The organism is Pseudoduganella ginsengisoli (assembly GCF_009720865.1).
Taxonomy (GTDB): domain Bacteria; phylum Pseudomonadota; class Gammaproteobacteria; order Burkholderiales; family Burkholderiaceae_D; genus Rugamonas; species Rugamonas ginsengisoli.
In genome coordinates this window covers 15,243-38,298 of record NZ_WNLA01000026.1, presented here as the reverse complement: position 1 = coordinate 38,298, position 23,056 = coordinate 15,243, and the positions used below count along the sequence as shown (strand labels likewise).

Sequence of the window (23,056 nt, the reverse complement as noted above, 5' to 3'; positions counted from 1 at the left end):
ACTTCGCGCAGTGCCAGCGGTCTAACCATCGGAACCGATGAAACCACGGGACGCAAAGGAGGCGACCATGAACGAAAAATTGGTGCAATTATGGCAACGACTACTGGACTCGGTACTGGACCCGATCGCGGAGTGGGTCCACAAGCTATCCTGGGCCAAACGCGCCAGCATCGTGTTGGCGGGCGCAGCAGCCGCAATGCTTGAGCAAAACCCGGACATCCTGAGCAAAGGCTGGACGTTCTCAGGCAGGGTAATCCGGGTTGCAATGGCCGCACCGGACGTCATCCCCCTTACCAGCGAAATGCAGGTCACTGTACTGGACATTCAAGACCGCCTGCATACCGTCAACCAGAACGATACGCATCTGATCCCGACCTTGGGTTTAACCGGCTGGTCCGCGTCCCAGACGCTATTGTCCATTGCGGAACTTCGCAACAGCCAACAGGGTGCGCAGTTAACCGGTTATATCCGCGCACGGCGGCTTGCCCCGTGCAACTGCTGGGCCGAGCTAAACGACGACAAGGAAAACAAAGGCTGGACCTTCATTACGGGCTGGGTTCTGGCCGCCCTTGCCGCCCACGGTACCGAGGCGGAACCGGTGGAGATCGAATTCCTGCTCAACCATCAGAATGCAGATGGCTCCTGGTCATCGATTCCCGACAAGACGCTGCCCCAATATGCATCCGTCTACGCAACAGCCTGGGCTACGCTGGGCTTGCTGAAGCAATCGAACGCTGCACTCATCAAGGATACTGCCATGGCGAAGAGCGCCAGTGACGCAGCCAGCCGCGGCGCCGCGTGGCTGTTAAATGTGCGGCAACCTAAAGCGCGCTGGAAACCCTATCCTTATCAGACAGCAAGCAGCATTTCCGGCAGTATTTCAGGCTTGGCCATGCATACCCTGCATGAAGCCATGCCCAGGCAAGTCAGTTCACTCGAGCAGGATTGGCTGGAAAACATCCCGGAGTCGCCCGTGCCCGCCTCGCTTGGGGAAAACTCCTATGTCGAAATCAAATCAAGCGAAACCAGGCAAATTGACCATTTCGTGCAATTGACCATGCCATGGATGCTGATGGCAACGGTCGAAGCCTACCCGCACGGCACGATACAGCAAAAAATCCGGGCGCTGAGCTGGATCGAACAGACGCTGGCACATGAAAGCGTTCGCAATGCGGACACGGAACAGGGAAACTGGTGGCGGGCGGAGCTGGGCATCGCCATCAACCACCTTGTCCGCCATTTGCCTGCCGGCGCTCAACAGGCCGGCCGTGACAACCGGAAATAAAAACACCCGCGGCCAGCGCGGGTGGTTTGAATTCTGGCTCCCCGACCTGGACTCGAACCAGGGACCTGCGGATTAACAGTCCGTCGCTCTACCGACTGAGCTATCAGGGAAAAGAGGCCGCATTATAGCGGCTGATTTTCAATTTGCAAAGGCCACTTAAAAAAATCCCGCTCCGCACGGCGCCGGTTTCGCTCCCGCGAATCCCGGTTTCGTCGCACACCGGTGGCTGCCCCGCCCCGCCATTCCTAAGCTGTCTCCATCAACCCACCAAGGAGACCACCATGAAACCAGCCATCCTCGCAGTGCTGTTCGGCAGCGCCGCCGCCATCTTCAGCGCCTTTGTCCATGCCGCGCCACAGGAAGTCGCACCGCAAGGCTTTACGGAAGCCCGCCAGCAATTCATGGCCGGTGTGGCCGGCGACGGCAAGGCGCGCGATGCCGCCATCAGCACCTTTACGCAAATGGCGGCCGCCAATCCGGGCCACCCGCTGCTGGCCGCTTACGCTGGTTCGGCCACGTCGCTGGCCGGGCGCGATGCGATGATGCCGTGGAATAAGATGAAGTATTCGGAAGATGGCGCCGATGCGATTGAAAAAGCGCTGGCGCAGCTGACGCCGGCGCATGACGAAGCCCTGTTCCACGGCACGCCGGAAAGCGTGGAGACGCGCATGGTGGCTGCCACTACCCTGCTGGCCCTGCCCGACTTCATGAACCGCCGCGCGGCCGGCAAGCGCGCGCTGGATGCCGCGCTGAAGTCGCCCGTGTTCGAGCAGGCGCCAGTACCGGTACGCACCCGCCTGTATGCACTGGCGGCAAAAACCGCCGCCGCCGACAAACGCGTACCCGAGGAAGCCGCGTACCTGAAACAAGTGGTGCAACTGGCGCCGCAAACGGCGGAAGGACAGCACGCCGCCAGCCGCCTGAAGGAGCTGGGCCTGTGAGCCGCGCCGGCGAGCCATTGATGTCGCTGCGCGGCATCAGCAAATCGTTCACGCTGGGCGGCAACACAATCCACGCGCTGCGCGACGTGGAACTGGCCGTCGTACGGGGTGAAATCGCCGCCGTCACGGGTCCGTCCGGCAGCGGCAAAAGCACCTTGCTGAACTTGTGCGGCCTGCTGGACCGCGCCGACAAGGGTGAGCTGCTGTATGGCGGCGAACCCTTGCCTGCCGCCGACGACGTGCGCCGCACGCAATTGCGGCGCCAGACCATCGGCTTCGTGTTCCAGAGTTTTAACCTGGTGCCCGTCATGAATGCGTATGACAACGTGGAATTCCCCCTGTATTTGCTGGGCGTGGATGCCGCCGAGCGCCGCCGCCGCGTGCACGAGGCGCTGGAACGGGTCGGGCTGGGCGGCCTGGAAGAACACCGTCCCGACCAGCTGTCCGGCGGCCAGCGCCAGCGCGTGGCCATTGCCCGCGCCATCGTCAAACGCCCACAACTGGTGATTGCCGACGAACCCACGGCCAACCTCGACGCCGTCACGGCCGCGCAAATTGTCAGCCTGATGCGCGAACTGGCGCATCAGCAAGGCACGACGTTCCTCGTCGCCACCCATGACGACCGCATGCTGGGCCACTGCGACCGCGCACTGCGCCTCGCCGATGGCGTCCTGGTTGAAGGAGCACGCCATGTTCACTAAATTCAAATGGCTGTCGATGGCGCTGAAAAACGCGATGCGCAACCGCCGCCGGTCGCTGGTGACGGTTGCCATCACAGCCACCGGCACGGCGGCTGCGCTGCTGGGCGGCGGCTTTGCGCTGTACACGTATGAATCGCTGGCGCAAGCCAGTGCGCGCGACACGGGCCACCTCGTGGTTGCCGCTCCCGGCCAATTTGACGGCATCGACAACCTGCCGCTGGAACACGGCCTGGAACAGCCAGAAGCCGTCGCGCAGCAATTGATGGCGCGGCCAGACGTCAAGCGCGTGCTGCCGCGCCTGCAGTTTTCCGGCTTGATCAGCAATGGCGACAAAAGTGAAATCTTCCTCGGCACCGGTGTCGACGCCATGCAGGAATTTGTCGTCAAGGGTCCGTTCATGAAGCGTGAAGCAGGCGAATTGCTGGACGCGCAAATACCCGGTTCCGCACCCGGCATCGTGATCGGCAAGGGCCTGGCAAAAATCCTCAACGCACAGCCGGGCAGCGCCCTGACCTTGATGTCCACCACCGTCAACGGCGCGCTCAATGCCGCTGACGTGGTGGTGACGGGCGTGGTCAGCACCGGCATTGCCGACGTGGACAAGCGCCTCGCCATGGTGGATTTATCGACGGCGCAAACGCTGCTGCAAACCCAAAAGGTCAGCACGCTCAGCGTGTATTTAAAAGACCTGGCGCTGTCCGATACGGTGGCCGAACAATTGCGCGCGCAGCACGGCGCCAAACTGGAAGTGCGCACGTGGCTGCAGCAAGCCATGTTCTACCTGAGCGTGAAAAGCCTGTACGACCGCATCTTCGGCTTCCTGGGCGTGATTGTGCTGGTCATCGTGCTGTTCGCCATTACCAATACGCTGGCCATGGCCGTCCTGGAACGCACCCGTGAAATCGGCACCTTGCGCGCCATGGGTGCGACGCCCGGCGAAGTGATGCGGGTGTTTACGCTGGAAGGCATGGCGCTGGGTTCCGGCGGTGCGCTGGCCGGCATGGCGCTGGCAGGCGGCGTCGCGCTGTTCCTGCTGGTGGCCGGCGTGCAAATGCCGCCGCCCCCGGGCCGCACGGATGGCTATCCGCTGGCCGTTGCGGTTTCCATTCCCATGTATGCCGGTGCAGCTGTCACCGTCGCGCTGCTGTCGGCTTGCGCATCGTGGATCGTCAGCCGCCGGGCTGCCCATCAATCTGTCGTGGAGGCGCTGTCCCATGTTTAAGCTCCCTGCCTTGGCCGCCCTGCTGCTGGCCGTTCCGCTGGCCTATGCGTCCGCGCCGGATGCGGAAGCCATCTTGAAAAAAGCCGACAGCTACCGCTTGCCGGATGCGTCGTCGCAAGTGGAAACGTTGGTGCAAACCTTCAAAGGCGGCAAGCCGGATAAGGAAAAGCGTTTTCAAGTGTTGATCAAACCGGGCGGCAAGTCGCTCGTGCTGGCGCGCACGCCCGGCGAAATCGGCTTGAAGGTGCTGATGTCGGGCGACGACTTCTGGCTGCTGGCGCCCGGTAGCGCGCGGCCGATGCGCATCACGCCCATGCAAAAGCTGCTGGGCGAGGCATCGACCGGCGATATCGCCAGCATGACATGGTCGGGCGATTACCAGGGTACCGTTGTGCGGGAACTGGACGTTGACGGCATGCCTTGCCTGGAACTGGATTTGACGGCGCTGCGCAAGTCGCTCAGTTACCAGCGCATCGTGCTGCAAGTGGCGAAAAGCGATTACCGCCCCGTGCATGCGGACTTGTACGCAGCGTCCGACCGCAAGCTGAAGCAGGCGCACTTCAAGGTGGAACAGCGCGATGGCCGTCCTGCTGTCACGGAAATGAAGCTGGTCGATGAAGTGCAGTCGAACAGGGTCACGCTGGTGGCAACGGTCAGCCGCAAGCCGCGCCAGTTTGGCGATGAGCTGTTCAATCCCATGTATTTAAGCCGAAGCGAAAACAACGTCCAATGAAGTCTTTGATCCCTTGCGCGCTGCTGGTGTTGTCTCAGGCGGCGCTGGCTGACGACAGCACGGCCCTATACCTGCGGGCGCAAACCGAGTCCGTCGAAACTGCGCTGGGCAGCGCCACGCACAGTTTCGGCATGGGTGAGCTGCGCTGGCAGCGCGATATGCTGCGTGGCGTTTTCACGGCGCGGCACGATACCCGCGATGGCGACCTGCTGCGCGTGAATGAATTGTCGCTGGAGCGCCCGCTGGGCGGCGGTTTTGCCACGGTGGGCAAGAAAGTCATGAGCTGGGATGTCGGCTATGCATTCCGGCCGCTGGATGTGGTGCAGCAGGAAGACCGGCGCGCCTTGAATCCCGTCACGCTGGAAGGCGTGCCCATGGTGGCATGGGAAGCATTTGACGACAGCCGCGCCATCACCGTGGTGTGGACCAATCCGGGGCACGGTAAGCGTGACCAGCCGAAAGGCGATGGCGCGCTGGCTGTGCGGCTGTACCGCCAACAAGGCTCCACCGACCAGTATGCGGTGCTGCGCGCGTCACAGCGCAATGGCGTGGAAGGCGGTGTGTCGTTCTCCCACGTGGCCAGCGATGAAATGGAGGTGCATGGCTCCGTGCTGCTGCAGCAGCGGCATGACGAGTGGGTAATCAGCCGCACGGCGCCGCCACGGTGGCAGCGCTTCGATGGCGGCGGCAAGGCGCTGGCGGGCTTCACGTGGACGACGGAGAGCAAGTTTGCCGTGCTGGGAGAAGCGTGGGTGGACCGTACTGCCGCGCGGGGGCGGCAGCGGAATGCGCTGCTGCGGGCGGCGCAGACCAGCGGCGACCTGGAAGTGGCGGCGGATGTGCTGTGGCAGGTGCGCCAGGGGGCTAATGGAGGAAGCAGGATTGCTTCAGTGGGGGCGGCATGGAATGCGTCGCCCTGGCTGGTGAGCGCCAGTTTGCGGCATTACAGTGGCGCCGCCAGCTATGTTGCCCGCAACGTGATGGTGGCCAACGTGCAGTATGCGTTTTGACGTAGGGCGGATTTTTCAAATCCGCCGTGCGTGCGCCAACGCGGCGCAAACATGGCGGGTTTGTAAAACCCACCCTACGGAGTTTGCGGCGCGGACGTTGAAACGTTGGCCGCCCTGCTGGCGTCACATCTGCCGGAACAAATGCGCATACAAAGGGCTCACGCGCACCTTGTCGCTGCGCCCGCGCATGTTCAACGCCAGCTTCCCCGCCTCATCCTTCACCGCCGACAGCACGCACGTGGAATTCACGATCGTGCCGCGATGCACTTGCCAGAACACTTTATCGTCCAGCTGCGGCAGCAATTCCTTCAGGCTGGTGCGGATCAGCGCTTCACCATCGTGCGTGACGACGTTGACGTATTTATCCAGCGCTTCAAAATACACGACGTCGCCAATGGGGATCATTTTGACCTGGTTGCCGACCGCGGCGCGCACCACCGACAGGCGCTCCGGCGCGGCCGGCAATGCCGGCATCAGCGCCCGCATCTGCCCCAGCAAATCTTCCAGCCCGCCACGGGGCGCCTTGACTGCCAGCCGCGCCTTCAGGCGCTCCACCGTCCGCGCCAGACGCGCATCGCTGACCGGCTTGAGCACATAATCAGCTGCTTCGCGCTCAAACGCTTGCACCGCATAGTCGTCATAGGCCGTGACAAACACGATTTGCGGAAACGGTTTATCCCCTTCCCACAGCTCCGATAATTCTTCCGCAGCTTCCAGCCCGGTCTTGCCGGGCATTTTGATATCCAGGAACAGCACGTCGGGACGCAGCGCCAGCGTTTTCTCCACGGCGGCCACGCCATGCGGACAGGTCGCGGCAATGTGCAACTCCGGCCACAGGCGGCTCAAAGCATGGGCCAGGGTGGCGGCGAGAATAGCTTCGTCTTCGGCAATGATGGCTTGCAGGGTCATAAGAATCAGGCAGGAATCAGACAGGTAAAGTAATTCGGGCCAGCGCGCCCTCAGGCTGCGCTGGTTCCAGGGTAAGACTGGCGTTGTCGCCATATAGGGCGCGCAAGCGTTCGCGCGTATTGGCCAGGCCGACATGCGTGCCTTTCTTGCCAGGACCGGCTTCCGGGCCGCGGCCCGTATCCTGCACCGTCAGCGCCAGCACACCATCGCGCAGCGCGGCGCCGACAGCGATGTGGCCGCCTTCGATCTTTGGCTCCAGCCCGTGCGCAATGGCGTTTTCCACCAGCGGCTGCAACAGCATGGGCGGCACTTCATGGGCGCGCAGCGCCGGCGGCAAGTCAAACGAATAACTGAGGCGCTCGCCCATGCGGATTTGCATCAGGCCGAGATACGCCTCCATCAGCGCGAATTCCTGTTCCAGGGTATTGCTGCTGGCGCGCGACGACGTCAGCGTGGCGCGCAGGTATTGAATCAGCAAGTCCAGCATTTGCTGGGCGCGGGGCGGGTCGATGGCAATCAGGCCCTGCAGGTTGGCCAGTGTGTTGAACAGCATGTGCGGCTCGATTTGCGCCTGCAGCGACTGCAATTGCGCTTGCAGCGCCTGGCGCGCCACGGTTTCCGTGCGGGCTTTTTCCTGCGCCAGCTCCGCTTCCGCGCGCATGACTTTTTCACGGTGCGCAAAGAATACCGATGCGGCAGCGGCGGCGATCAGCGTGATCGTCAGGCTGCTGATGGCGCTGGAACTGGTAAAGGAAAACAAGCCATGCAACCGATAGCCGAGGAATTGTCCCGCCAGCCAGCCGCCGGCCATTTGCGCCACCGGTGCAACGGCGGCAATGATCAAGCCAAACACCACCCAGTTCGGATCGCCGTCTTCGCCCCACACTGCCAGCCGGATGCCGTCGATCAACAGGAAGGCCGTGGTGCCGATGCAAGTCGAAATCACCAGGCTGCTCCAAAAGTTGCCATCCGATTTCAGCACATATGTGACCACCAGCGCGCAGGCCACATTGAACACCATGGCATAGCGGAAATCGCGCGCCATGCGGAGGAACGGGAAACGGGATAACTTCTGGGCAATCATAAGGCGCACGGATGAAAGGATGCCGCATTCTCTCGTGCCGTTACCTTTAAGGCAACCTGTATACGACGAAACCGTTGCGTGATGGCGCGAAACCGCGTCCGGCAGGAGTGAAACGCGGCCACTGGGCCGGCCACAGTGCGTCAGGTACCGTAGCGGCGCACGCTGGCAATAGTGGTGGATGGCATGAACAATTTCGGCTGCGCGGACTGCACAGGCGCGGGCGCAGCCATTGACCGGTCGTCATCGAGCATGCGCACCAGCGGCGCCAGCACGACTTTTTCATCGGGCGTCGCCGTATGCAGCGCCATGTCGCGCGCAATGTCGCGCAGCCGCCATTGCAATTCGCGGCACGCCACTTCGCGCTCAAACAGCAAGGCATCGCAGCCGCCATTGAACCCGGGCTGCTGGCGCACGTAGACGTCCAGCCCCGTGCTGATGAAGGCGCGCTGGATGTGGCGCACGCGGGTCAACGTGGCGTCCAGCAGCTGGCGCGTGGTGGGCGATTTCGCGGCGGGACCGTCCAGCAGGTTCTTGCCGATTTCCAGGATGGTTGAAATGCGCCAGAACAGGCGCTCCACGCTTTCCCCGCCCTGCGCGCGCACGTCGCCGCCCTGCTCCGGCCCGGCGATACGCAGCGCGCCGGAAATCGCGGACAGCAAATCATGCGAATGTTCGCCGGGGATGATTTTCAATGCCAGTTCGGCGCGCTGCAGCGGATGGTCTTTCAGCAGCACACCGGCAATCATTTCCGCCACCGACACCGCCTGCCCCGCAGCGCTGATCTGGTTGCCGGAAATCTGGCGCGGGTAACCGGTGCCGTCATAGCGTTCGTGGTGTTCCGCCACCGCGCGCCCCACGGCGGCCGGATAACCGCCCAGTTCATCGATCAGCATCTGGCCGATGCGCGGGTGCACGACAATGTGCGACCATTCGTGCGGCAGCAAGCGCTTGCCGCGCGCCAGATACGCCGGGTCGATATACAATTCGCCGATATCGTGCAGCAGCCCGGCCAGGCCCGCGATGGTGACGTCGTCTTCGCGCAGCCCCAGTTTCTTGGCCATGCAAATCGACAGCAGGCTGACCAGGACCGCGTGTTCCAGCGCATTGGCGCCATTGCGTTCAGAGACGGTCAGCATCAGCGACAGCGCATTGCCGAACTCCATGCGCGACAAGTGCGCCAGCGCGGACGAGCCGCCCGTGCTGGTGGCGCGCAAGATGTGGGCAACGGGCGCGCTGGTATCGATCAGGCGCGTGGCTATCGTCACGATGGCATTGGCATCGACGCCGTCCCGCACCCGTACGCAGCTCTCGAACGGGCGTTTGAGCTTGTGCATGATGAGCTTTTCCTGCAGCGCGCGCGTGACCCTGGCGCCCTTGGCCACCAGCTTCATGCCGCGCACGTCGAGGATGTCGACTATGACTTCCACCGCCATCGTCTCGGCCACGTCCATGACCTTGCCGAGGTAATGCTTGTTGACGGGAAGTGCGTTCAGGGCAGACATTGCAGCGGCCTCGGCGAAGTGGACGGAAAACCAATTAACTATCACTATGATAGCACCTTTCATTTCCGTACGGCAATTTAAATTTCCACATAGCAATTATCGAAAATTACGGATACCATGACGTCATAGCCCGTGACATGCTTGCAGGCTCGCAGGGCGTTGCAAAAGATTGCCTTTTGCTCAAGCAACGCTACAATGGAACATCCGACTCCCAGAGGTTTCACCATGCCGAATACCTCGTCTCAATGCGCATCGGCCATGCTGGCTGAAGACATGCTGCTGCTGGTCCTGGCCGGCAGAAAAACCGCGACCTGCATGCCGCTGGCAAAATTGACTGCCGCCGGCACCCCGATCCCGGAACCGGGCAAACGCGACGTCGTGCTCGATGGCGACGGCGTCCCGGCCTGCACCGTGGAAACCGTGGCAGTCACCACGTGCCGTTTCGATGAAGTGACGGAAGAATTTGCCCGCGCCGAGGGCGAGCCGTCGCTCGACGCGTGGCGCATTTCCCATTCGCGCCACTTTGCCCGCAACGGCGGATTTACGCCGGCCATGAAGCTGGTGTGCGAGCAATTCAAGGTCGTGGAATTCCTGGGCGCGTACAAGAAAAGCTGAACCGTGCGGGGGCCGGTGGTACGGATCAGCTAACCTGTGAGCCTTTCTACAGGAGGCTGAATGGGTAAAGTCTACTATCCGGGCGACCAGGATGAACCAGGCGAGTTTTGCTCGGCGCTGGCCATTGGCGATTCGTGGTTCTGGTACCCGAACACGAATTTGCTGGAAACCCTCGTCCGCCACAAACGTACGTCCGTCGACCACGCCAACGTGCGGCTGGTCGGCTATCTGGGCGCGCAATTGCAGGATTATGTGGGCGCGGGACGCTATGCAGGACAAGTGCGGCACTGGCTGTCGCCGAACTTCAATGATTTTTCCGAGTTTTATATCAGCGGCGCCGGCAATGATGCGGTGGACTACCAGTTGGCGCTGAAGCCGGACTGCACCGGAGCAGCGTCGGCAGCGGACTGCCTTGATCCGCAAGGCGCCGATGAATTGCTGCGCAGGGTGTCGGAAGCGCTGGGCGCACTGATCCACAATATCCGCTGGGCATACCGCGACGATGACGTCACCCGGCCCATCTTCGTCCATGGCTATGACTACCCGACGCCGGATAACCGGGGATTCAAATTAGGGCCGGTCCAGACCGGGCCATGGCTGGCCAAAGCCATGAATGCCCGTAACGTTCCGCAAGACATGCCGCTGCGCTGCGGCATCATGCGGATCTTGATTGACCGCTTGAACGTGGAAGCGCTGGCGCCATTTGATGTGCCGGGCAATGAAGTGCATTACATCGATAGCCGGGGGACATTGCGGCACTATCCCGATCCAGCTTACAAATCAGACTGGACCAACGAGCTGCATCCTACCAGTGCAGGGTTCAAGCGGATTTTTGAACAGCATTGGATTCCCCGGCTACAGCCCTACGGCATCGTGCGGTAAGCGGCAAAACAGTTCGGCATGCGAGTGTGTCACCAAGATTGATAATGCGAATCAGTCTCATTTATAATGATCACCTTTACACTCCCTACTGGACTGCACCATGACTTTCCGCCGTACGCTGGTTTGCCTCGCCCTGCTCACTCTCGCCTCTTCCGCCCACGCTGACGAAAACCTGTTTGGTTACGTGCGCGGCGCCGAAGTATTACCGAAAGGCCAAGCCGAGTTTTACCAGTGGTTCACGCAGCGCTCCGATAAAGGCGCCGGCCATTACCGCGCCACTGATAGCAAAACGGAAATCGAATACGGCGTCACTGACCGCTTCCAAGTATCGGCTGAACTCAATGGCCTGGCGCTCCATACCAGCGGCCTGACCATCGATGGCTATCTGCCGAAAGAAAAACACAACGGCCTGCGCCTGCAAGGCGTGGAAGTGGCGGCCAAATACAATTTCCTCAGCCCGGCCAAGGATGACTTCGGCCTGTCCGGCTACATGTCGATTGAATACGGCCGCCTGGATGTGCATTCCGGCCAGAAGAAGCGCGAATTCGAAGTAGAAGCGCAGTTGCAGGCGCAAAAATACTTCATGGAGGGGGAATTGACATGGGTCGGCAATATCGGCCTGCGCGCCGCGCATGAAAAACGCGCGCCGATCGCCGGCTTGCCGGAAGGCTTTGACTGGCCGACCGAACCTGAAATGGAGATTTCCACCAAGCTGGGTACCGGGCTGTCGTACCGCTTTGCGCCCGGCTGGTACATCGGCTGCGAAGCCATGCTGGAACACGAATATGAAACGGAAGTGGGCCTGGAGCGCTGGTCCGCATTTGCCGGTCCGTCGCTGCACTATGGCGGCAAGCAATGGTGGGCCACGGTCACTTACTTCCACCAGTTGCGCGGCGGCGGCGAGCAATACGAGGGGCAGACCAATACGCGCCTGCACTTGATTGAAAAAACCAAGAATGAAATCCGTGTCAAGATTGGCTATAACTTTTAAAGCGAGTCCACCATGAGTATGCGCGACTGGAGCGCCTTTTTTATTCCCGTGGCGGCCCTTGCCGCCCCCAGCGGCTATGCGGCGGACTACCTGACCGTGGCCCAGGCCCAGGCGCAGATGTTCCCGGGTGCACAGATGACGGACCATGCGCTGAAACTGTCGGCAGACCAGCGCGACCGCATCAAGGCCGCCTCCGGCCTGCGCCAGCGCTGGGATGAACAAAAAGTCTGGCGCGCTGACAAGGATGGCAAACTCGAGGGCTGGCTGATCGTCGATGAAGTGGTCGGCAAGCACGAGTTCATCACGTATGCAACAGCTATCTCGCCGGACGGCCGCGTGCTGGGTGTCGAAGTGCTGAGCTACCGTGAAACCCATGGCGGCCAAATCCGTGAAGCGGGCTGGCGCAAGCAGTTCGTTGGCAAGACGCTGGCCGATCCCTTCAAGCTGGACCAGGACATCCAGAACATCAGTGGCGCGACGCTGTCGTGCCGCAATGTCACGGATGGCGTCAAGCGCTTGCTGACGATACACCAGCTTTACCTGCGCAAGGCTTGACATGGAAACGGTGCGCCGCATGCGGCCGCTGCTGGGCACCTTTGTCGAGGCGGCCGCTGTCGGCGCTGGCGCCGAGAAGGCGATCCAGGCGGCGTTCGCCGCCATCGCAGCGGCCCAGCAGCGGTGGAGTTTCCAGGACAGCGCCAGCGAACTGTCCCGCATTAACGCCGGCAACGGTGCGTTCGTACCGGCCAGCCGGGCGACCGTGCGGCTGCTGGTGCTGGCGCGCGCACTGATGCGGTGCACGCAAGGCCGCTTTGATATCACCGTCGGCGGCCATCTGGTCATGGCCGGTGTATTGCCGGACCATGGCGGCCCCGCCCCGCTGCCGCGCGGCTGCGCCGACGACATTGAACTGGCGCCCGGCGCCGTGCGCCTGCGCCGTCCGCTGCGCCTGACGCTCGATGGCATCGCCAAAGGCTATGCGGTCGATGCCGGTATCCAGGCGCTGCGCCGCGCCGGTGCGCCCGCAGGCTGGGTCAATGCCGGCGGCGATTTGCGCGTGTATGGCGAACTGGCGCTGCCGGTATCGCGGCGCGAACCGGACGGGCGCATCGTGCAGCTGGGCCAGCTGCGCAACGCGGCTGTCGCCACGTCGCTGGTGGCCTCGCAGCGCGATGACAGCTTCCCTGCCCTCGTGATCGCACCGGACGGCGCCACGGCGCATGCGGGCGTGCACACCGTGATCGCCCGGTCCGCATGGCGCGCCGATGCACTGGCCAAAGTCGCCGCAGTCACGCCGGCTGACATGCGGCATGCTACAGTCTTGGGTTTAGGCGGTTATCTGCCTGGCTTTCCAACTCCACATTGAATCATGAAGGGCTATCCCAAACACTATTTGCGGGCGCTGCTGGCAGCCCTGTTGTTCCTGTTCTTGAGCGGGCTGCTGCTGGCGCCTGAAACGCTGTTCCTCAAAGGCGAGATCGATGTCCCCTGGCGCGTTTCCGGCACAGCCCGCATAGTCACGGCCGCCTTGCACGCCACTGCCGCCTTTATCGCGGCGGCATTCATCGGCTCGTTGTGGAGCGTGCATATGCGGGCCGGCTGGCGCAAGAAAAAGCAGCGGGTCAGCGGCGCGCTGCTGGCCGCCAATATGGTGCTGCTGTGCTTCACCGCCGTCGGTATTTATTACCTTGGCGATGACGGCCTGGGTCCGCTGACGGCGTTGACGCACCTGGGACTGGGCGTTGCGCTGGCGCCGCCGTTTATCTGGCACTGGTTGAAAGGCCGCCGGAAGGCGCAGCATGCGGTCGCGGCGCACAGCGTCGTACCATTTGCTGCGAAGAACGGCACCGGTGGCAGGCAGCAGGCAAAGCGCAATATGTGACAAAATACGGGTTTTAACCAAATTAAGACTGGCAAGAGTCCTTATGCAGCTTCCAAACTTTAGCGACAAATTTTCCGACAACCTGTCCCTGCTTCCTGTTTTGGATACAGTGCCCGCCATCGAACTGATCGACCAGTCCGGTACTTCGGTCGCCAAGATTGAAAATAAGCCGGGCCAGGCCGGCTCGCTGCGCGTGTATGCGTGGCTGGCGCAAACGCTGGGCGCGATTACCCCGGAAGCAGCAGCGCTGGGCGTGAAGATTTATGCGGAACACACGCAGGACGCCATTGCCAACCCGGGCAAACATCCGAACATTGACCGCCTGTTCAACATTAAAACGGCAGAGCAGACCCTGCAAGTCAAAGGTCTGTAACGGGAAATACCAAAGCCCAACCATTAAAAGTTGGGCTTTTTGCATTACTGGCCAACGCAAATAATTTTGGTCACATAATCCTTGGCGCCGGATTTCTTTTTCGTGGCCCAGGCAATTGCCTCTTCCGCTTCGGCCATCGTCATCACTGTGGCCTTTTCCTTGTTTTTGATAAAGGACACGCCTTCAAACACGCCTTCCTTGCTGCGCATGACCCGGGCAAACACCGGCGGCTTTTTCTCGCCATCGCTGATTTTATTTTGCTGTACGAGGTAACGCTGATCGATATTGTCCATGTGGGTCACTTGAGAAGGAAGGCGGAATGCAAAAAGCCCAGCCATGTGGGCTGGGCTTCATGCTGAAGATTCTGGCTCCCCGACCTGGACTCGAACCAGGGACCTGCGGATTAACAGTCCGTCGCTCTACCGACTGAGCTATCAGGGATTAGAGGTTGTTACTCAAGACTTTTGGCTCCCCGACCTGGACTCGAACCAGGGACCTGCGGATTAACAGTCCGTCGCTCTACCGACTGAGCTATCAGGGATTAGTCTTCAGAAACATCCGAAGACAAAGATTTTAGAGCACCTTGGCGATAGCGTCAACCACCTTGTCGATGTTCTTCGAATTCAGGGCCGCCACGCAGATACGGCCGGTATCAACCGCGTAGATCGATTCCGCGCGCAGCGCTTCCACTTGCGCCTTGGTCAGGCCCGAGTAGGAGAACATGCCAACTTGCTTGTTGACGAATTCGAAATCTTTCGACGGGGCTTTTTGTTTCAGCTTCTGGACGAACGCATTGCGCATTTCCTTGATGCGCACGCGCATCGCAGCCAGTTCATCTTCCCACAGCTGGCGCAGTTCCGGGGTGGTCAGCACGGTCGATACAACCTTGCCGCCGTGCACTGGCGGGTTCGAGTAGTTGGTGCGCACGACGCGCTTCAATTGCGACAGCAGGCGGGCAGCTTCTTCCGCCGACGAAGCCACCACGGACAGCGCGCCCACGCGCTCGCCGTACAGCGAGAACGATTTCGAGAACGAGTTCGAGATCAGCAGCGGGCCGCCGGCGTCAGCGAAGCGGCGTACCACGGCGCCGTCTTCTGCGATACCAGCGCCGAAGCCCTGGTAAGCCATGTCCAGGAATGGAATCAGGCCGTTGGCAGTGATGACGGAAATAATCTGGCCCCACTGGTCGGCGTCCAGGTCGGCGCCGGTCGGGTTGTGGCAGCACGCGTGCAGCAGCACGACGGAACCGGCCGGCATGGCCTTCAGGTCAGCCAGCATGCCGGCGAAGTTCACGCCGGCGGTGCTTGGATCGTAGTACGTGTAGTTGTTGACTTTGAAACCAGCGCTTTCAAACAGCGCGCGGTGGTTTTCCCAGCTTGGGTCGGAAATGTACACTTGCGCGCCTGGAGCGAAACGCTGCAGGAAGTCCGCGCCGATTTTCAGGGCGCCGGTGCCGCCGATGGCTTGCACGGTGACGGCACGCTTCTCTTGAATTACCGCGCTGTCGGCGCCAAATACCAGCTCTTGCACTGCCTTGTCGTAGGTCGCCAGACCTTCGATTGGCAGGTAGGTGCGCGGCGCAGCTTGTTCAATCAGAATCGCTTCAGCTTTCTGCACGCAGGCGAGCAGCGGCACTTTGCCGTTGTCGTCATAATAGACACCCACGCCCAGGTTGATTTTGGCTGGGTTGGTGTCTGCATTGAAGGCCTCGGTGATGCCGAGGATCGGGTCGCGCGGAGCCATCTCGATGGCGCTGAAAACGGAAGAAGTCGTCATGATAAGATTGAAGTCAATTGGAAGCGTTTCGCTGCAGAAGGGTGTGCGCCCGAACAAAATCCGGTCTCGCACGCCAACAATCGCATATTCTATCAAAAGTTGAGGTCCCACCACTATGCAAGATTTGCATGGATCCGCAGCATCAGCGGCCACTGTCGTCACCTTCCCCGATTCCCCCTACAAGCTGCACCAGCCCTTCCCTCCCGCCGGCGACCAGCCGACCGCGATTGACGGTTTGGTGCAAGGCATCGAGGATGGCTTGTCATTCCAGACTTTGCTGGGGGTGACGGGTTCCGGCAAGACGTACACGATGGCCAACGTCATCGCGCGCAGCGGCCGCCCGGCCATCGTGTTCGCACCGAACAAGACGCTGGCGGCTCAGCTGTACAGCGAGTTCAGGGAATTTTTCCCTGAAAACGCGGTGGAATACTTCGTCTCTTACTATGACTACTATCAGCCGGAGGCATATGTGCCCCAGCGCGACTTGTTCATCGAGAAAGATTCGTCGATCAACGAGCACATTGAACAGATGCGCTTGTCGTGCACCAAGTCGCTGATGGAGCGGCGCGACGTGGTCATTGTGGCCACCGTGTCGGCGATTTACGGTATTGGTAATCCCAACGAATACCACCAGATGATTTTGACGTTGCGCCAGAAAGATAAGGTCGCGCAGCGCGACGTGATTGCGCGCCTGATCCAGATGCAATACACGCGCAATGAAATGGATTTCGGCCGCGGCACGTTCCGCGTGCGCGGCGATACCATCGATATCTTCCCGGCCGAACACGCGGATTTGGCCGTGCGTTTGGATATGTTCGATGATGAAATCGATTCCATTCAACTGTTCGATCCGCTGACGGGTAAAGTCAAAACCAAGATTCCCCGCTTCACCGTGTATCCGGGTTCGCACTACGTGACGCCGCGCTCCACGGTGCTGCGCGCGATTGAATCCATCAAGGCGGAACTGCGCGACCGGCTGGAATTTTTCCGCAGCCAAAACAAGTTGCTGGAAGAACAGCGGCTGGAACAGCGCACGCGCTTCGACCTGGAAATGATGGCGGAAATCGGCTTTACCAAAGGCATTGAAAACTATTCGCGCCACCTGAGCGGCGCGATGCCGGGCGAACCGCCGCCCACCTTGGTCGATTACCTGCCTAAAGATGCCCTGATGTTCCTCGATGAATCGCACGTGCTGATTGGCCAGTTGTCGGCCATGTATAACGGCGACCGCTCCCGTAAAACCAACCTGGTCGATTATGGCTTCCGCCTGCCTTCGGCGCTGGATAACCGGCCGCTGAAATTCGAAGAATTCGAAGCAAAAATGCGGCAAACGATCTTCGTGTCCGCCACGCCGGCGGAATATGAAAAGCAGCATGCGGACAATGTCGTTGAGCAAGTCGTGCGCCCGACCGGGCTGGTGGACCCGCAAGTCATCGTGCGCCCTGCCCGCACGCAGGTCGATGATTTGATGTCGGAAATCCAGGACCGCATTGCCAAGAATGAACGTACGCTGGTCACGACCTTAACCAAGCGCATGGCGGAACAGTTGACGGAATATTTATCCGACCACGGCATCAAGGTGCGCTACCTGCACTCGGATATTGAAACCGTGGAGCGCGTGGAAATCCTGCGGGATTTGCGGATCGGTACGTTTGACGTGGTGGTCGGCATTAACTTGCTGCGCGAAGGGCTGGACTTGCCGGAAGTGTCGCTGGTGGCCGTGCTCGATGCGGACAAGGAAGGTTTCCTGCGTTCCGAACGTTCGCTGATCCAGACCATCGGCCGCGCCGCGCGTAACTTGAACGGCGTGGCGCTGCTGTACGCGGACCGCATCACGGAATCCATGGAAAAAGCCATCGGTGAAACGGAGCGCCGCCGCGCCAAGCAGATTGCCTTCAACGAAGCCAACGGCATCACGCCGCGCGGCGTGCATAAAGTCATCAAGGACATGATCGACGGCGTGTATAGCCCGCAGGAAGCCAAGGATGAAATGGCCGTGGCGGAATCGGCGGCCAAGTACGAGTCCATGAGCGAGAAGCAAATCAGCAAGGAAATCAAGCGCCTGGAAAAACTCATGCTGGATCACGCGAAGAACCTGGAGTTCGAAAAGGCGGCGCAGGTGCGCGACCAGTTGCACAAGCTGAAGGAGCAATTGTTTGGCGCGCCGGGGACAGACGTGATTTCGTGAAATTGTTGCGTCTGAGTTAACATTTTGGGGCAGGAGTATTTTTGATTTCAAATAATCAACTATACTGAAACGCTCATCCACTTGCGTCCTGCCCTGAAATGCGTTCCTTCCTTTGGCGGTGCCGGCGTTCAAGCGCTGCGGCCCTCCTCGGCCTGACTTGCCTGGCGGCGCAGCCGGCTGCGCCATCGGCGCCGCCGCTGGCCCGCTGGGCGCAATTGGCGCCGCCGTTGTTCCAGCATATCTTGCCGCAAGCCGGCATGCCCAACTCCCTCATCATGGCGCTGGCGCAAGACCGCGACGGCTTTATGTGGGTGGGCACACAGGGCGGCCTGGGGCGCTGGGATGGCTACCGCTTCCGCAATTACCTGCATATTCCCGGCGACGTTCATTCGCTGCCGGACAACCCCATCAACACGCTGCATGCCGACGCCGCAGGCCGCCTGTGGATCGGCACCAGCAGCGGCGGACTGGCGCGCTACGACCGCGCGCGCGATCACTTCATCAATTTCCGCGCCGGCCCCACGGGATTGTCTGCCGACTGGATCACGTCGCTGGCCGATGATGGCGACGGCGGCTTGTGGGTCGGCACCAATGGCGGACTGGACCGCCTTCCCGCCAACGCCGAACCAGGGCGCGGCGCCGTCGTCCATTACCGTCAAGCGGATGGCTTGCCGTCGGACGGCGTGCGCGCCCTGCACCGCGATGCGGCCGGCACGCTGTGGGCCGGCACCACCAATGGGCTGGCGCGCTGGGATGCGCAAAGCAAACGCTTCGCCGTGGTCAAACTGCCCAGCGCCAACGGCGACGCCATCACGGTAGCGAGCCTGTTTAGCGCCAGCGATGGGCGACTGTGGATCGGCACGCACGCGCATGGCGCGATGGTGCTGGATCCGAAAACCGGCGCCATTAAAACCATGCCGGCGCCGCGCAGTATTCCCGCGATCGGCGAACCCCGTCCCGGCGAGATTTGGCTCAGCAGCTATGCCGATGGCTTGATTGCCGTCGATACCGCGTCGCTGCGCACGCACACGATCCGCCACGATCCCTATTCGCAAGACAGCCTGATCAACAATAACGTGCGCGCCATGCTGCGCGACAGCGCGGGCGTGCTGTGGCTGGCCACCGACAACGGCATCAGCCGCCAGTATTCCGGATGGGCCACCGCCACCGTGGGGCAAAGCCAGCGCATCCCGGCACTGGAAGTACTGTCCGTCATGCCCGCCGCTTCCGGTCAAGTGTGGCTGGGAACGCTGAGCGGCGCCATCCACATCCTGGAACCCTCCAGCGGCGCCATCACCAGTTTGCTGAGCGGACCGGCCGGTGCGCATGCCGCACTGCCGCAAGCGGGCGTGACCAGCATGGTGCCGCTGGCCAGTGGCGACGTGGCGGTCGGCACCACCTCCGGCCTGTACCGCACCGACAGCCGCGGCAAGGCCGTGGCCCCGGTGCCCGTGGCCGGGCTGAACTCCAAGGAAGATATCCGCGTGCTGGAGCCGATCGGCGATACGCTGTGGATCGGCACCAAGAACAATGGCCTGCATGCCGTTGCCCTGCCCCTGGCCGGCGGTGCACAATCCGTGCGCATACCGGGGCTGGCCAGTTCCTACGTCACAGTCGTCATGAATGGTACGGGCGGCTCATTGTGGGCGGGCAGCAATAACGGATTGCACCGTATCGATACCGCCACCGGCACGGTGGCCGAGACCATCCAGAATTTGTCCAATGGCTGGGTCACGGCGCTGGCGCAAGACCGCCAGGGCCGGCTGTGGATCGGCAGTTTCGGCGGCATCGATGTCATGCTGGGCCGGGGGGCGGATGGCCAGCCGCGCTTCCACCGGCTGGGCGCTGCGCAGGGCTTACCCAACCTCAACATCAGTAAATTACTGCCTGACCGGCAGGGCTATATGTGGGCCAGCACCGATGACGGCATCGCCCGCATCGACCCGGCCACGTTCGCCATCGATACGCTCAAGCGCGCCGACGGCGTGGCGTATCCCGGCTACTGGAATAATTCCGGCGCCGTCACGGCCGAGGGCGAATTGCTGTTTGGCGGTACCGAGGGCTTGACGGTCATCGCGCCGGAAAGCTTGCAGCCATGGCGCCAGCGTCCGCCCGTGGTGGCGGCCGATATCCGCGTGGGCGGTAAGCAAGTGCCGGGCAGTACGCAGTTGACCATTCTGCCGGACGCAAACAGTTTCGCCGTTGAATTCTCCGCGCTCGACTTCAGCGCGCCGGAACTGAACCGCTACGCGTACCGCCTGGACGGTTTCGACAAGGACTGGATTGCCACGGACGCCAGCCGGCGCCTGGCGTCGTACACGAACCTGGCGCCGGGCCACTACACGCTGCAGGTACGGGGCAGCAACCGCGCCGGCGTGTGGACTGAACAAATGCTGGCCATCGACGTCGACGTGCTGCCGGCCTGGTACCAGACGTGGTGGTTCCGCAGCGCCATGGCGCTGCTGTTTGGCGGCACTTTATATGCGGCTTACCGCTGGCGCATGCGCCAGGTGGCCGCGCTGCACGAGACGTTTGAAAGGGAAATCGCGGCCCGCACGGCGGAAGTCGTGCAGCAAAAAGAAGAAGCCGACGAACGCAGCGCCGAACTGGCCACCGTCAACCAGGTGGCGCAGCATTTGGCCAGCAAGCTGGACTTCGATGGCTTGATCGCGGCAGTCGGCAGCCAGGTGCGCGACGTGTTCGATGCCGACATTGCCTATGTCGCCCTGCTCGACCGCGCGTCCGGCTGGTTCCACTTCCCCTACGTCTACGCCGAAGATGAAACACCGCTGCGTTATGGCGAAGGCGTGACCAGCACCATCATCGACACCGGACAAAGCCTGCTGGTGGCCGGCAATGGCGAAGCGCGCCGCAGCGGCCCGGGCGCCGCCATGGTGGGGCGCGAAGTGTATTCTTACCTCGGCGTCCCCATCATGGCGGGCGGCGTGGCGCAAGGGGTCGTGTCCGTGCAAAGCATCCGGCCCGGCCGCATTTATCACGCCAACGACCAGCGCTTGCTGGAAACCATTGCAGCCCACATCGGCGTGGCGCTGCAAAATGCGCTGCTGTTCAAGGAAGCGCAGGCGGCGCGCGGCAAGGCCGAAGAAGCGACGCAGGCCAAATCCATGTTCCTGGCCAATATGAGCCATGAAATCCGTACGCCGATGAATGCCGTGATTGGCCTGTCACACCTGGCGCTGGGCACGGACTTGTCGCCCAAGCAGCGCGACTACGTGCAAAAAATCCACAACGCCGGCAATTCACTGCTGGGCATCATCAACGACATCCTGGACTCGTCAAAAATCGAAGCCGGCAAGCTCGATATCAACCTTGCCGACTTTGACCTCGATGACGCGCTCGCCCACGTGGCGGCCATCACGGGCGGGCGCGCCGTGGACAAAGGGTTGGACTGCCACGTCGACGTCCCGGCCGACGTGCCGCGCCACTTGCACGGCGATGCGCTGCGGCTGGGGCAAGTATTGATCAACCTGCTCAACAATGCGATCAAGTTCACGGCAGAGGGCGAAGTCGAGCTGGCGATCCGCGTGCTGGAATCCAGCGCTGACCAGCGCCGTACGCGGCTGGAATTTGCCGTGCGGGATACGGGGATCGGCATGACGGCGGAACAGCTGGGCAAACTGTTCCAGGCGTTCACGCAAGCCGATGGCTCCACCACGCGCCGGTTTGGCGGCACGGGCCTGGGCTTGAGTATTTCTAAAAACCTGGTTGAACTGATGGGCGGCACGATCCGCGCAGAAAGCACGCCGGGCGTGGGCAGCCGCTTTGTATTCGACCTGTGGTTTGAGACGGCACGGCACACGGCACCCGCAACGGCGTCGCGCCGTACGGCATCGCACCACGCTGCGGGACAGATACCCCGCTTCGAAGGCGTCCGCATTTTGCTGACGGAAGACAACGACATCAACCAGCAAATCGCCATCGAGCTGCTGACCCGCTGCGGCATTGAAGTGGACGTGGCGGCCAATGGACGGCTGGCGCTGGAATGCCTGCACGCGCATGCGCCCGATTATTACCAGCTGGTCTTGATGGATTTGCAAATGCCGGACATGGATGGCCACGCGGCCACCAAACACATCCGCGCCGACGCCAGCTATGCTGCCCTGCCTGTGATTGCCATGACAGCCAGCGCCATGTATGAAGAGCGCCAGCGCTGCAAGGAAGAAGGGTTTAACGACCATATCAGCAAGCCGCTGATTCCGGCCGACCTGTACCGCATGCTGGCGCAGCGCCTGTCCGCGTTCCTCAGCGCGGACCAGCCGCCACCACGCGGCGCTGGCCACGCGCCAGCCGTGCCTGCCGTGCTGCCCGGCATAGACCTGGCGCGCGCACGGACCAGTGTCAACGGCAACGAAGCCTTGCTGGCCAAGCTGCTGCGGCGTTTCGCCGACGGCCAGCGCGATGCGGCGCACCGCATTGAAACCGCGCTGCAACAGCACGATACCACCAGCGCGGTACGCCATGCCCACACACTGCGCGGCCTGGCCGGCAGCCTGGGCGCGCAGCGTGTCCAGCAGCTTGCCGACGATATAGAACATGCGTTGCATAACCCGGCCACGATGGCGGCAACGGAAGGCTACCTGCATGAATTGCGCTGGGAACTGTCCAGGGTGTGCGACGGTATCGTTGCCGGGTATCCGCCGGAAAAGGCGGCCAACGTCGCCGGCCGCCCTCACGTGGAGTGGCAAGCCGACTTGCAACAGCTGGCCGCGCTGATGCGCAGCATGGATTCCGATGCCGTTGATTGCTTCGCCAGCCACAGTGATGAATTCACGGCAAGTTTTGGTGCGGAAGACGCCCGCTCGATACAACGGTGCCTGGACCAGTATGACTTTGACGGCGCGTATGCGGCGCTGTCGTCGGTGGCAGGAAAATATGCGCTGGACTTATCGCATGGCTGAACAGCGATGACGGTTGCGTGCGCTACCGCATAGACATCGATGC

Annotated in this window: 20 protein-coding genes and 3 tRNA genes; 15 read left to right on the top strand and 8 right to left on the bottom strand. The window is 61.7% G+C overall.

Annotation, left to right across the window (positions count from 1 at the left end):
• The first annotated feature begins 67 nt into the window (after positions 1–67).
• A complete protein-coding gene (locus GM668_RS26140) occupies positions 68–1,285 on the top strand; it encodes a prenyltransferase/squalene oxidase repeat-containing protein (RefSeq protein ID WP_170305842.1) in 1,218 nt (405 codons plus the stop codon).
• A gap of 34 nt (positions 1,286–1,319) precedes the next feature.
• Here GM668_RS26140 and GM668_RS26135 read toward each other — a convergent pair.
• Positions 1,320–1,395, bottom strand: a tRNA-Asn gene (locus GM668_RS26135).
• 171 nt (positions 1,396–1,566) lie between these two features.
• On the opposite strand from GM668_RS26135, the gene GM668_RS26130 reads away from it, so the two are divergent.
• From GM668_RS26130 to GM668_RS26110, 5 genes are read left to right on the top strand one after another with little or no spacing between them, the layout of a single operon-like run.
• Positions 1,567–2,226, top strand: a complete 660-nt coding sequence (locus GM668_RS26130) for a hypothetical protein (protein WP_155441913.1) — start codon at positions 1,567–1,569, stop codon at positions 2,224–2,226.
• Positions 2,223–2,927 carry an ABC transporter ATP-binding protein gene (locus tag GM668_RS26125; RefSeq protein WP_371868783.1) on the top strand — a complete coding sequence of 235 codons (705 nt, stop codon included), beginning with the start codon at positions 2,223–2,225 and terminating at the stop codon, positions 2,925–2,927. The genes GM668_RS26130 and GM668_RS26125 overlap by 4 nt, the downstream gene beginning before the upstream one ends.
• Positions 2,917–4,149, top strand: coding sequence for an ABC transporter permease (locus tag GM668_RS26120; protein ID WP_155441912.1), 1,233 nt, complete (start codon positions 2,917–2,919; stop codon positions 4,147–4,149). Before GM668_RS26125 ends, GM668_RS26120 begins: the two co-directional genes overlap by 11 nt.
• Complete coding sequence (locus GM668_RS26115; RefSeq protein WP_155441911.1) at positions 4,142–4,882, top strand: outer membrane lipoprotein-sorting protein; 741 nt, start codon at positions 4,142–4,144, stop codon at positions 4,880–4,882. The genes GM668_RS26120 and GM668_RS26115 overlap by 8 nt, the downstream gene beginning before the upstream one ends.
• Positions 4,879–5,892: a hypothetical protein gene (locus GM668_RS26110; RefSeq protein ID WP_155441910.1), complete on the top strand. Its 1,014-nt coding sequence runs from the start codon at positions 4,879–4,881 to the stop codon at positions 5,890–5,892. The genes GM668_RS26115 and GM668_RS26110 overlap by 4 nt, the downstream gene beginning before the upstream one ends.
• 123 nt (positions 5,893–6,015) lie before the next feature.
• Here the strand turns inward: GM668_RS26110 and GM668_RS26105 are convergent, their stop codons facing one another.
• From GM668_RS26105 to GM668_RS26095, 3 genes are all read right to left on the bottom strand, one after another.
• Positions 6,016–6,801 (bottom strand): LytR/AlgR family response regulator transcription factor, encoded by a 786-nt coding sequence (locus GM668_RS26105; RefSeq protein ID WP_155441909.1) that lies wholly within the window; start codon positions 6,799–6,801, stop codon positions 6,016–6,018.
• Between the two features lie 16 nt (positions 6,802–6,817).
• Positions 6,818–7,885, bottom strand: coding sequence for a sensor histidine kinase (locus tag GM668_RS26100; protein ID WP_155441908.1), 1,068 nt, complete (start codon positions 7,883–7,885; stop codon positions 6,818–6,820).
• 140 nt (positions 7,886–8,025) lie between these two features.
• Positions 8,026–9,387 (bottom strand): HD-GYP domain-containing protein, encoded by a 1,362-nt coding sequence (locus GM668_RS26095; RefSeq protein ID WP_170305841.1) that lies wholly within the window; start codon positions 9,385–9,387, stop codon positions 8,026–8,028.
• Between the two features lie 225 nt (positions 9,388–9,612).
• Between GM668_RS26095 and GM668_RS26090 the strand changes: the two genes are divergently transcribed.
• The 7 genes from GM668_RS26090 to GM668_RS26060 all read left to right on the top strand — a co-directional run bounded on the left by GM668_RS26090 (position 9,613) and on the right by GM668_RS26060 (position 14,130).
• Positions 9,613–10,002: an ASCH domain-containing protein gene (locus GM668_RS26090; protein ID WP_155441906.1), complete on the top strand. Its 390-nt coding sequence runs from the start codon at positions 9,613–9,615 to the stop codon at positions 10,000–10,002.
• A gap of 60 nt (positions 10,003–10,062) precedes the next feature.
• Positions 10,063–10,884, top strand: a complete 822-nt coding sequence (locus GM668_RS26085; protein ID WP_155441905.1) for a hypothetical protein — start codon at positions 10,063–10,065, stop codon at positions 10,882–10,884.
• Positions 10,885–10,984: 100 nt separating this feature from the next.
• A complete protein-coding gene (locus GM668_RS26080; RefSeq protein ID WP_155441904.1) occupies positions 10,985–11,875 on the top strand; it encodes a DUF6662 family protein in 891 nt (296 codons plus the stop codon).
• Positions 11,876–11,887: 12 nt separating this feature from the next.
• Positions 11,888–12,430: an FMN-binding protein gene (locus tag GM668_RS26075; RefSeq protein ID WP_155441903.1), complete on the top strand. Its 543-nt coding sequence runs from the start codon at positions 11,888–11,890 to the stop codon at positions 12,428–12,430.
• A gap of 1 nt (position 12,431) precedes the next feature.
• Positions 12,432–13,241, top strand: a complete 810-nt coding sequence (locus GM668_RS26070) for an FAD:protein FMN transferase (RefSeq protein ID WP_155441902.1) — start codon at positions 12,432–12,434, stop codon at positions 13,239–13,241.
• A gap of 3 nt (positions 13,242–13,244) precedes the next feature.
• Complete coding sequence (locus GM668_RS26065; protein WP_155441901.1) at positions 13,245–13,757, top strand: hypothetical protein; 513 nt, start codon at positions 13,245–13,247, stop codon at positions 13,755–13,757.
• Positions 13,758–13,800: 43 nt separating this feature from the next.
• Positions 13,801–14,130 carry a DUF2322 family protein gene (locus GM668_RS26060; protein WP_155441900.1) on the top strand — a complete coding sequence of 110 codons (330 nt, stop codon included), beginning with the start codon at positions 13,801–13,803 and terminating at the stop codon, positions 14,128–14,130.
• A gap of 44 nt (positions 14,131–14,174) precedes the next feature.
• Here the strand turns inward: GM668_RS26060 and GM668_RS26055 are convergent, their stop codons facing one another.
• The 4 genes from GM668_RS26055 to GM668_RS26040 form a co-directional block, all read right to left on the bottom strand.
• A complete protein-coding gene (locus tag GM668_RS26055) occupies positions 14,175–14,423 on the bottom strand; it encodes a hypothetical protein (protein WP_155441899.1) in 249 nt (82 codons plus the stop codon).
• Between the two features lie 72 nt (positions 14,424–14,495).
• A tRNA-Asn gene (locus GM668_RS26050) sits at positions 14,496–14,571 on the bottom strand.
• A 24-nt stretch (positions 14,572–14,595) separates the two neighbouring features.
• Positions 14,596–14,671, bottom strand: a tRNA-Asn gene (locus GM668_RS26045).
• Between the two features lie 32 nt (positions 14,672–14,703).
• A complete protein-coding gene (locus GM668_RS26040) occupies positions 14,704–15,906 on the bottom strand; it encodes an amino acid aminotransferase (RefSeq protein WP_155441898.1) in 1,203 nt (400 codons plus the stop codon).
• 115 nt (positions 15,907–16,021) lie between these two features.
• On the opposite strand from GM668_RS26040, the gene uvrB reads away from it, so the two are divergent.
• A complete protein-coding gene (gene uvrB / locus GM668_RS26035; RefSeq protein ID WP_155441897.1) occupies positions 16,022–18,094 on the top strand; it encodes an excinuclease ABC subunit UvrB in 2,073 nt (690 codons plus the stop codon).
• A 98-nt stretch (positions 18,095–18,192) separates the two neighbouring features.
• Positions 18,193–23,013, top strand: coding sequence for a two-component regulator propeller domain-containing protein (locus GM668_RS26030; RefSeq protein WP_155441896.1), 4,821 nt, complete (start codon positions 18,193–18,195; stop codon positions 23,011–23,013).
• The last annotated feature ends 43 nt before the right edge of the window (positions 23,014–23,056 follow it).

What these genes read in the sequence shown, in the direction of transcription:
- GM668_RS26140 (WP_170305842.1), top strand. Translation starts at nt 68, where the DNA reads ATGAACGAAAAATTGGTGCAATTATGGCAACGACTACTGGACTCGGTA.
- GM668_RS26130 (WP_155441913.1), top strand. Translation starts at nt 1,567, where the DNA reads ATGAAACCAGCCATCCTCGCAGTGCTGTTCGGCAGCGCCGCCGCCATC.
- GM668_RS26120 (WP_155441912.1), top strand. Translation starts at nt 2,917, where the DNA reads ATGTTCACTAAATTCAAATGGCTGTCGATGGCGCTGAAAAACGCGATG.
- GM668_RS26115 (WP_155441911.1), top strand. Translation starts at nt 4,142, where the DNA reads ATGTTTAAGCTCCCTGCCTTGGCCGCCCTGCTGCTGGCCGTTCCGCTG.
- GM668_RS26110 (WP_155441910.1), top strand. Translation starts at nt 4,879, where the DNA reads ATGAAGTCTTTGATCCCTTGCGCGCTGCTGGTGTTGTCTCAGGCGGCG.
- GM668_RS26105 (WP_155441909.1), bottom strand. Translation starts at nt 6,801, where the DNA reads ATGACCCTGCAAGCCATCATTGCCGAAGACGAAGCTATTCTCGCCGCC.
- GM668_RS26100 (WP_155441908.1), bottom strand. Translation starts at nt 7,885, where the DNA reads ATGATTGCCCAGAAGTTATCCCGTTTCCCGTTCCTCCGCATGGCGCGC.
- GM668_RS26095 (WP_170305841.1), bottom strand. Translation starts at nt 9,387, where the DNA reads ATGTCTGCCCTGAACGCACTTCCCGTCAACAAGCATTACCTCGGCAAG.
- GM668_RS26090 (WP_155441906.1), top strand. Translation starts at nt 9,613, where the DNA reads ATGCCGAATACCTCGTCTCAATGCGCATCGGCCATGCTGGCTGAAGAC.
- GM668_RS26085 (WP_155441905.1), top strand. Translation starts at nt 10,063, where the DNA reads ATGGGTAAAGTCTACTATCCGGGCGACCAGGATGAACCAGGCGAGTTT.
- GM668_RS26080 (WP_155441904.1), top strand. Translation starts at nt 10,985, where the DNA reads ATGACTTTCCGCCGTACGCTGGTTTGCCTCGCCCTGCTCACTCTCGCC.
- GM668_RS26075 (WP_155441903.1), top strand. Translation starts at nt 11,888, where the DNA reads ATGAGTATGCGCGACTGGAGCGCCTTTTTTATTCCCGTGGCGGCCCTT.
- GM668_RS26070 (WP_155441902.1), top strand. Translation starts at nt 12,432, where the DNA reads ATGGAAACGGTGCGCCGCATGCGGCCGCTGCTGGGCACCTTTGTCGAG.
- GM668_RS26065 (WP_155441901.1), top strand. Translation starts at nt 13,245, where the DNA reads ATGAAGGGCTATCCCAAACACTATTTGCGGGCGCTGCTGGCAGCCCTG.
- GM668_RS26060 (WP_155441900.1), top strand. Translation starts at nt 13,801, where the DNA reads ATGCAGCTTCCAAACTTTAGCGACAAATTTTCCGACAACCTGTCCCTG.
- GM668_RS26055 (WP_155441899.1), bottom strand. Translation starts at nt 14,423, where the DNA reads ATGGACAATATCGATCAGCGTTACCTCGTACAGCAAAATAAAATCAGC.
- GM668_RS26040 (WP_155441898.1), bottom strand. Translation starts at nt 15,906, where the DNA reads ATGACGACTTCTTCCGTTTTCAGCGCCATCGAGATGGCTCCGCGCGAC.
- uvrB (WP_155441897.1), top strand. Translation starts at nt 16,022, where the DNA reads ATGCAAGATTTGCATGGATCCGCAGCATCAGCGGCCACTGTCGTCACC.
- GM668_RS26030 (WP_155441896.1), top strand. Translation starts at nt 18,193, where the DNA reads ATGCGTTCCTTCCTTTGGCGGTGCCGGCGTTCAAGCGCTGCGGCCCTC.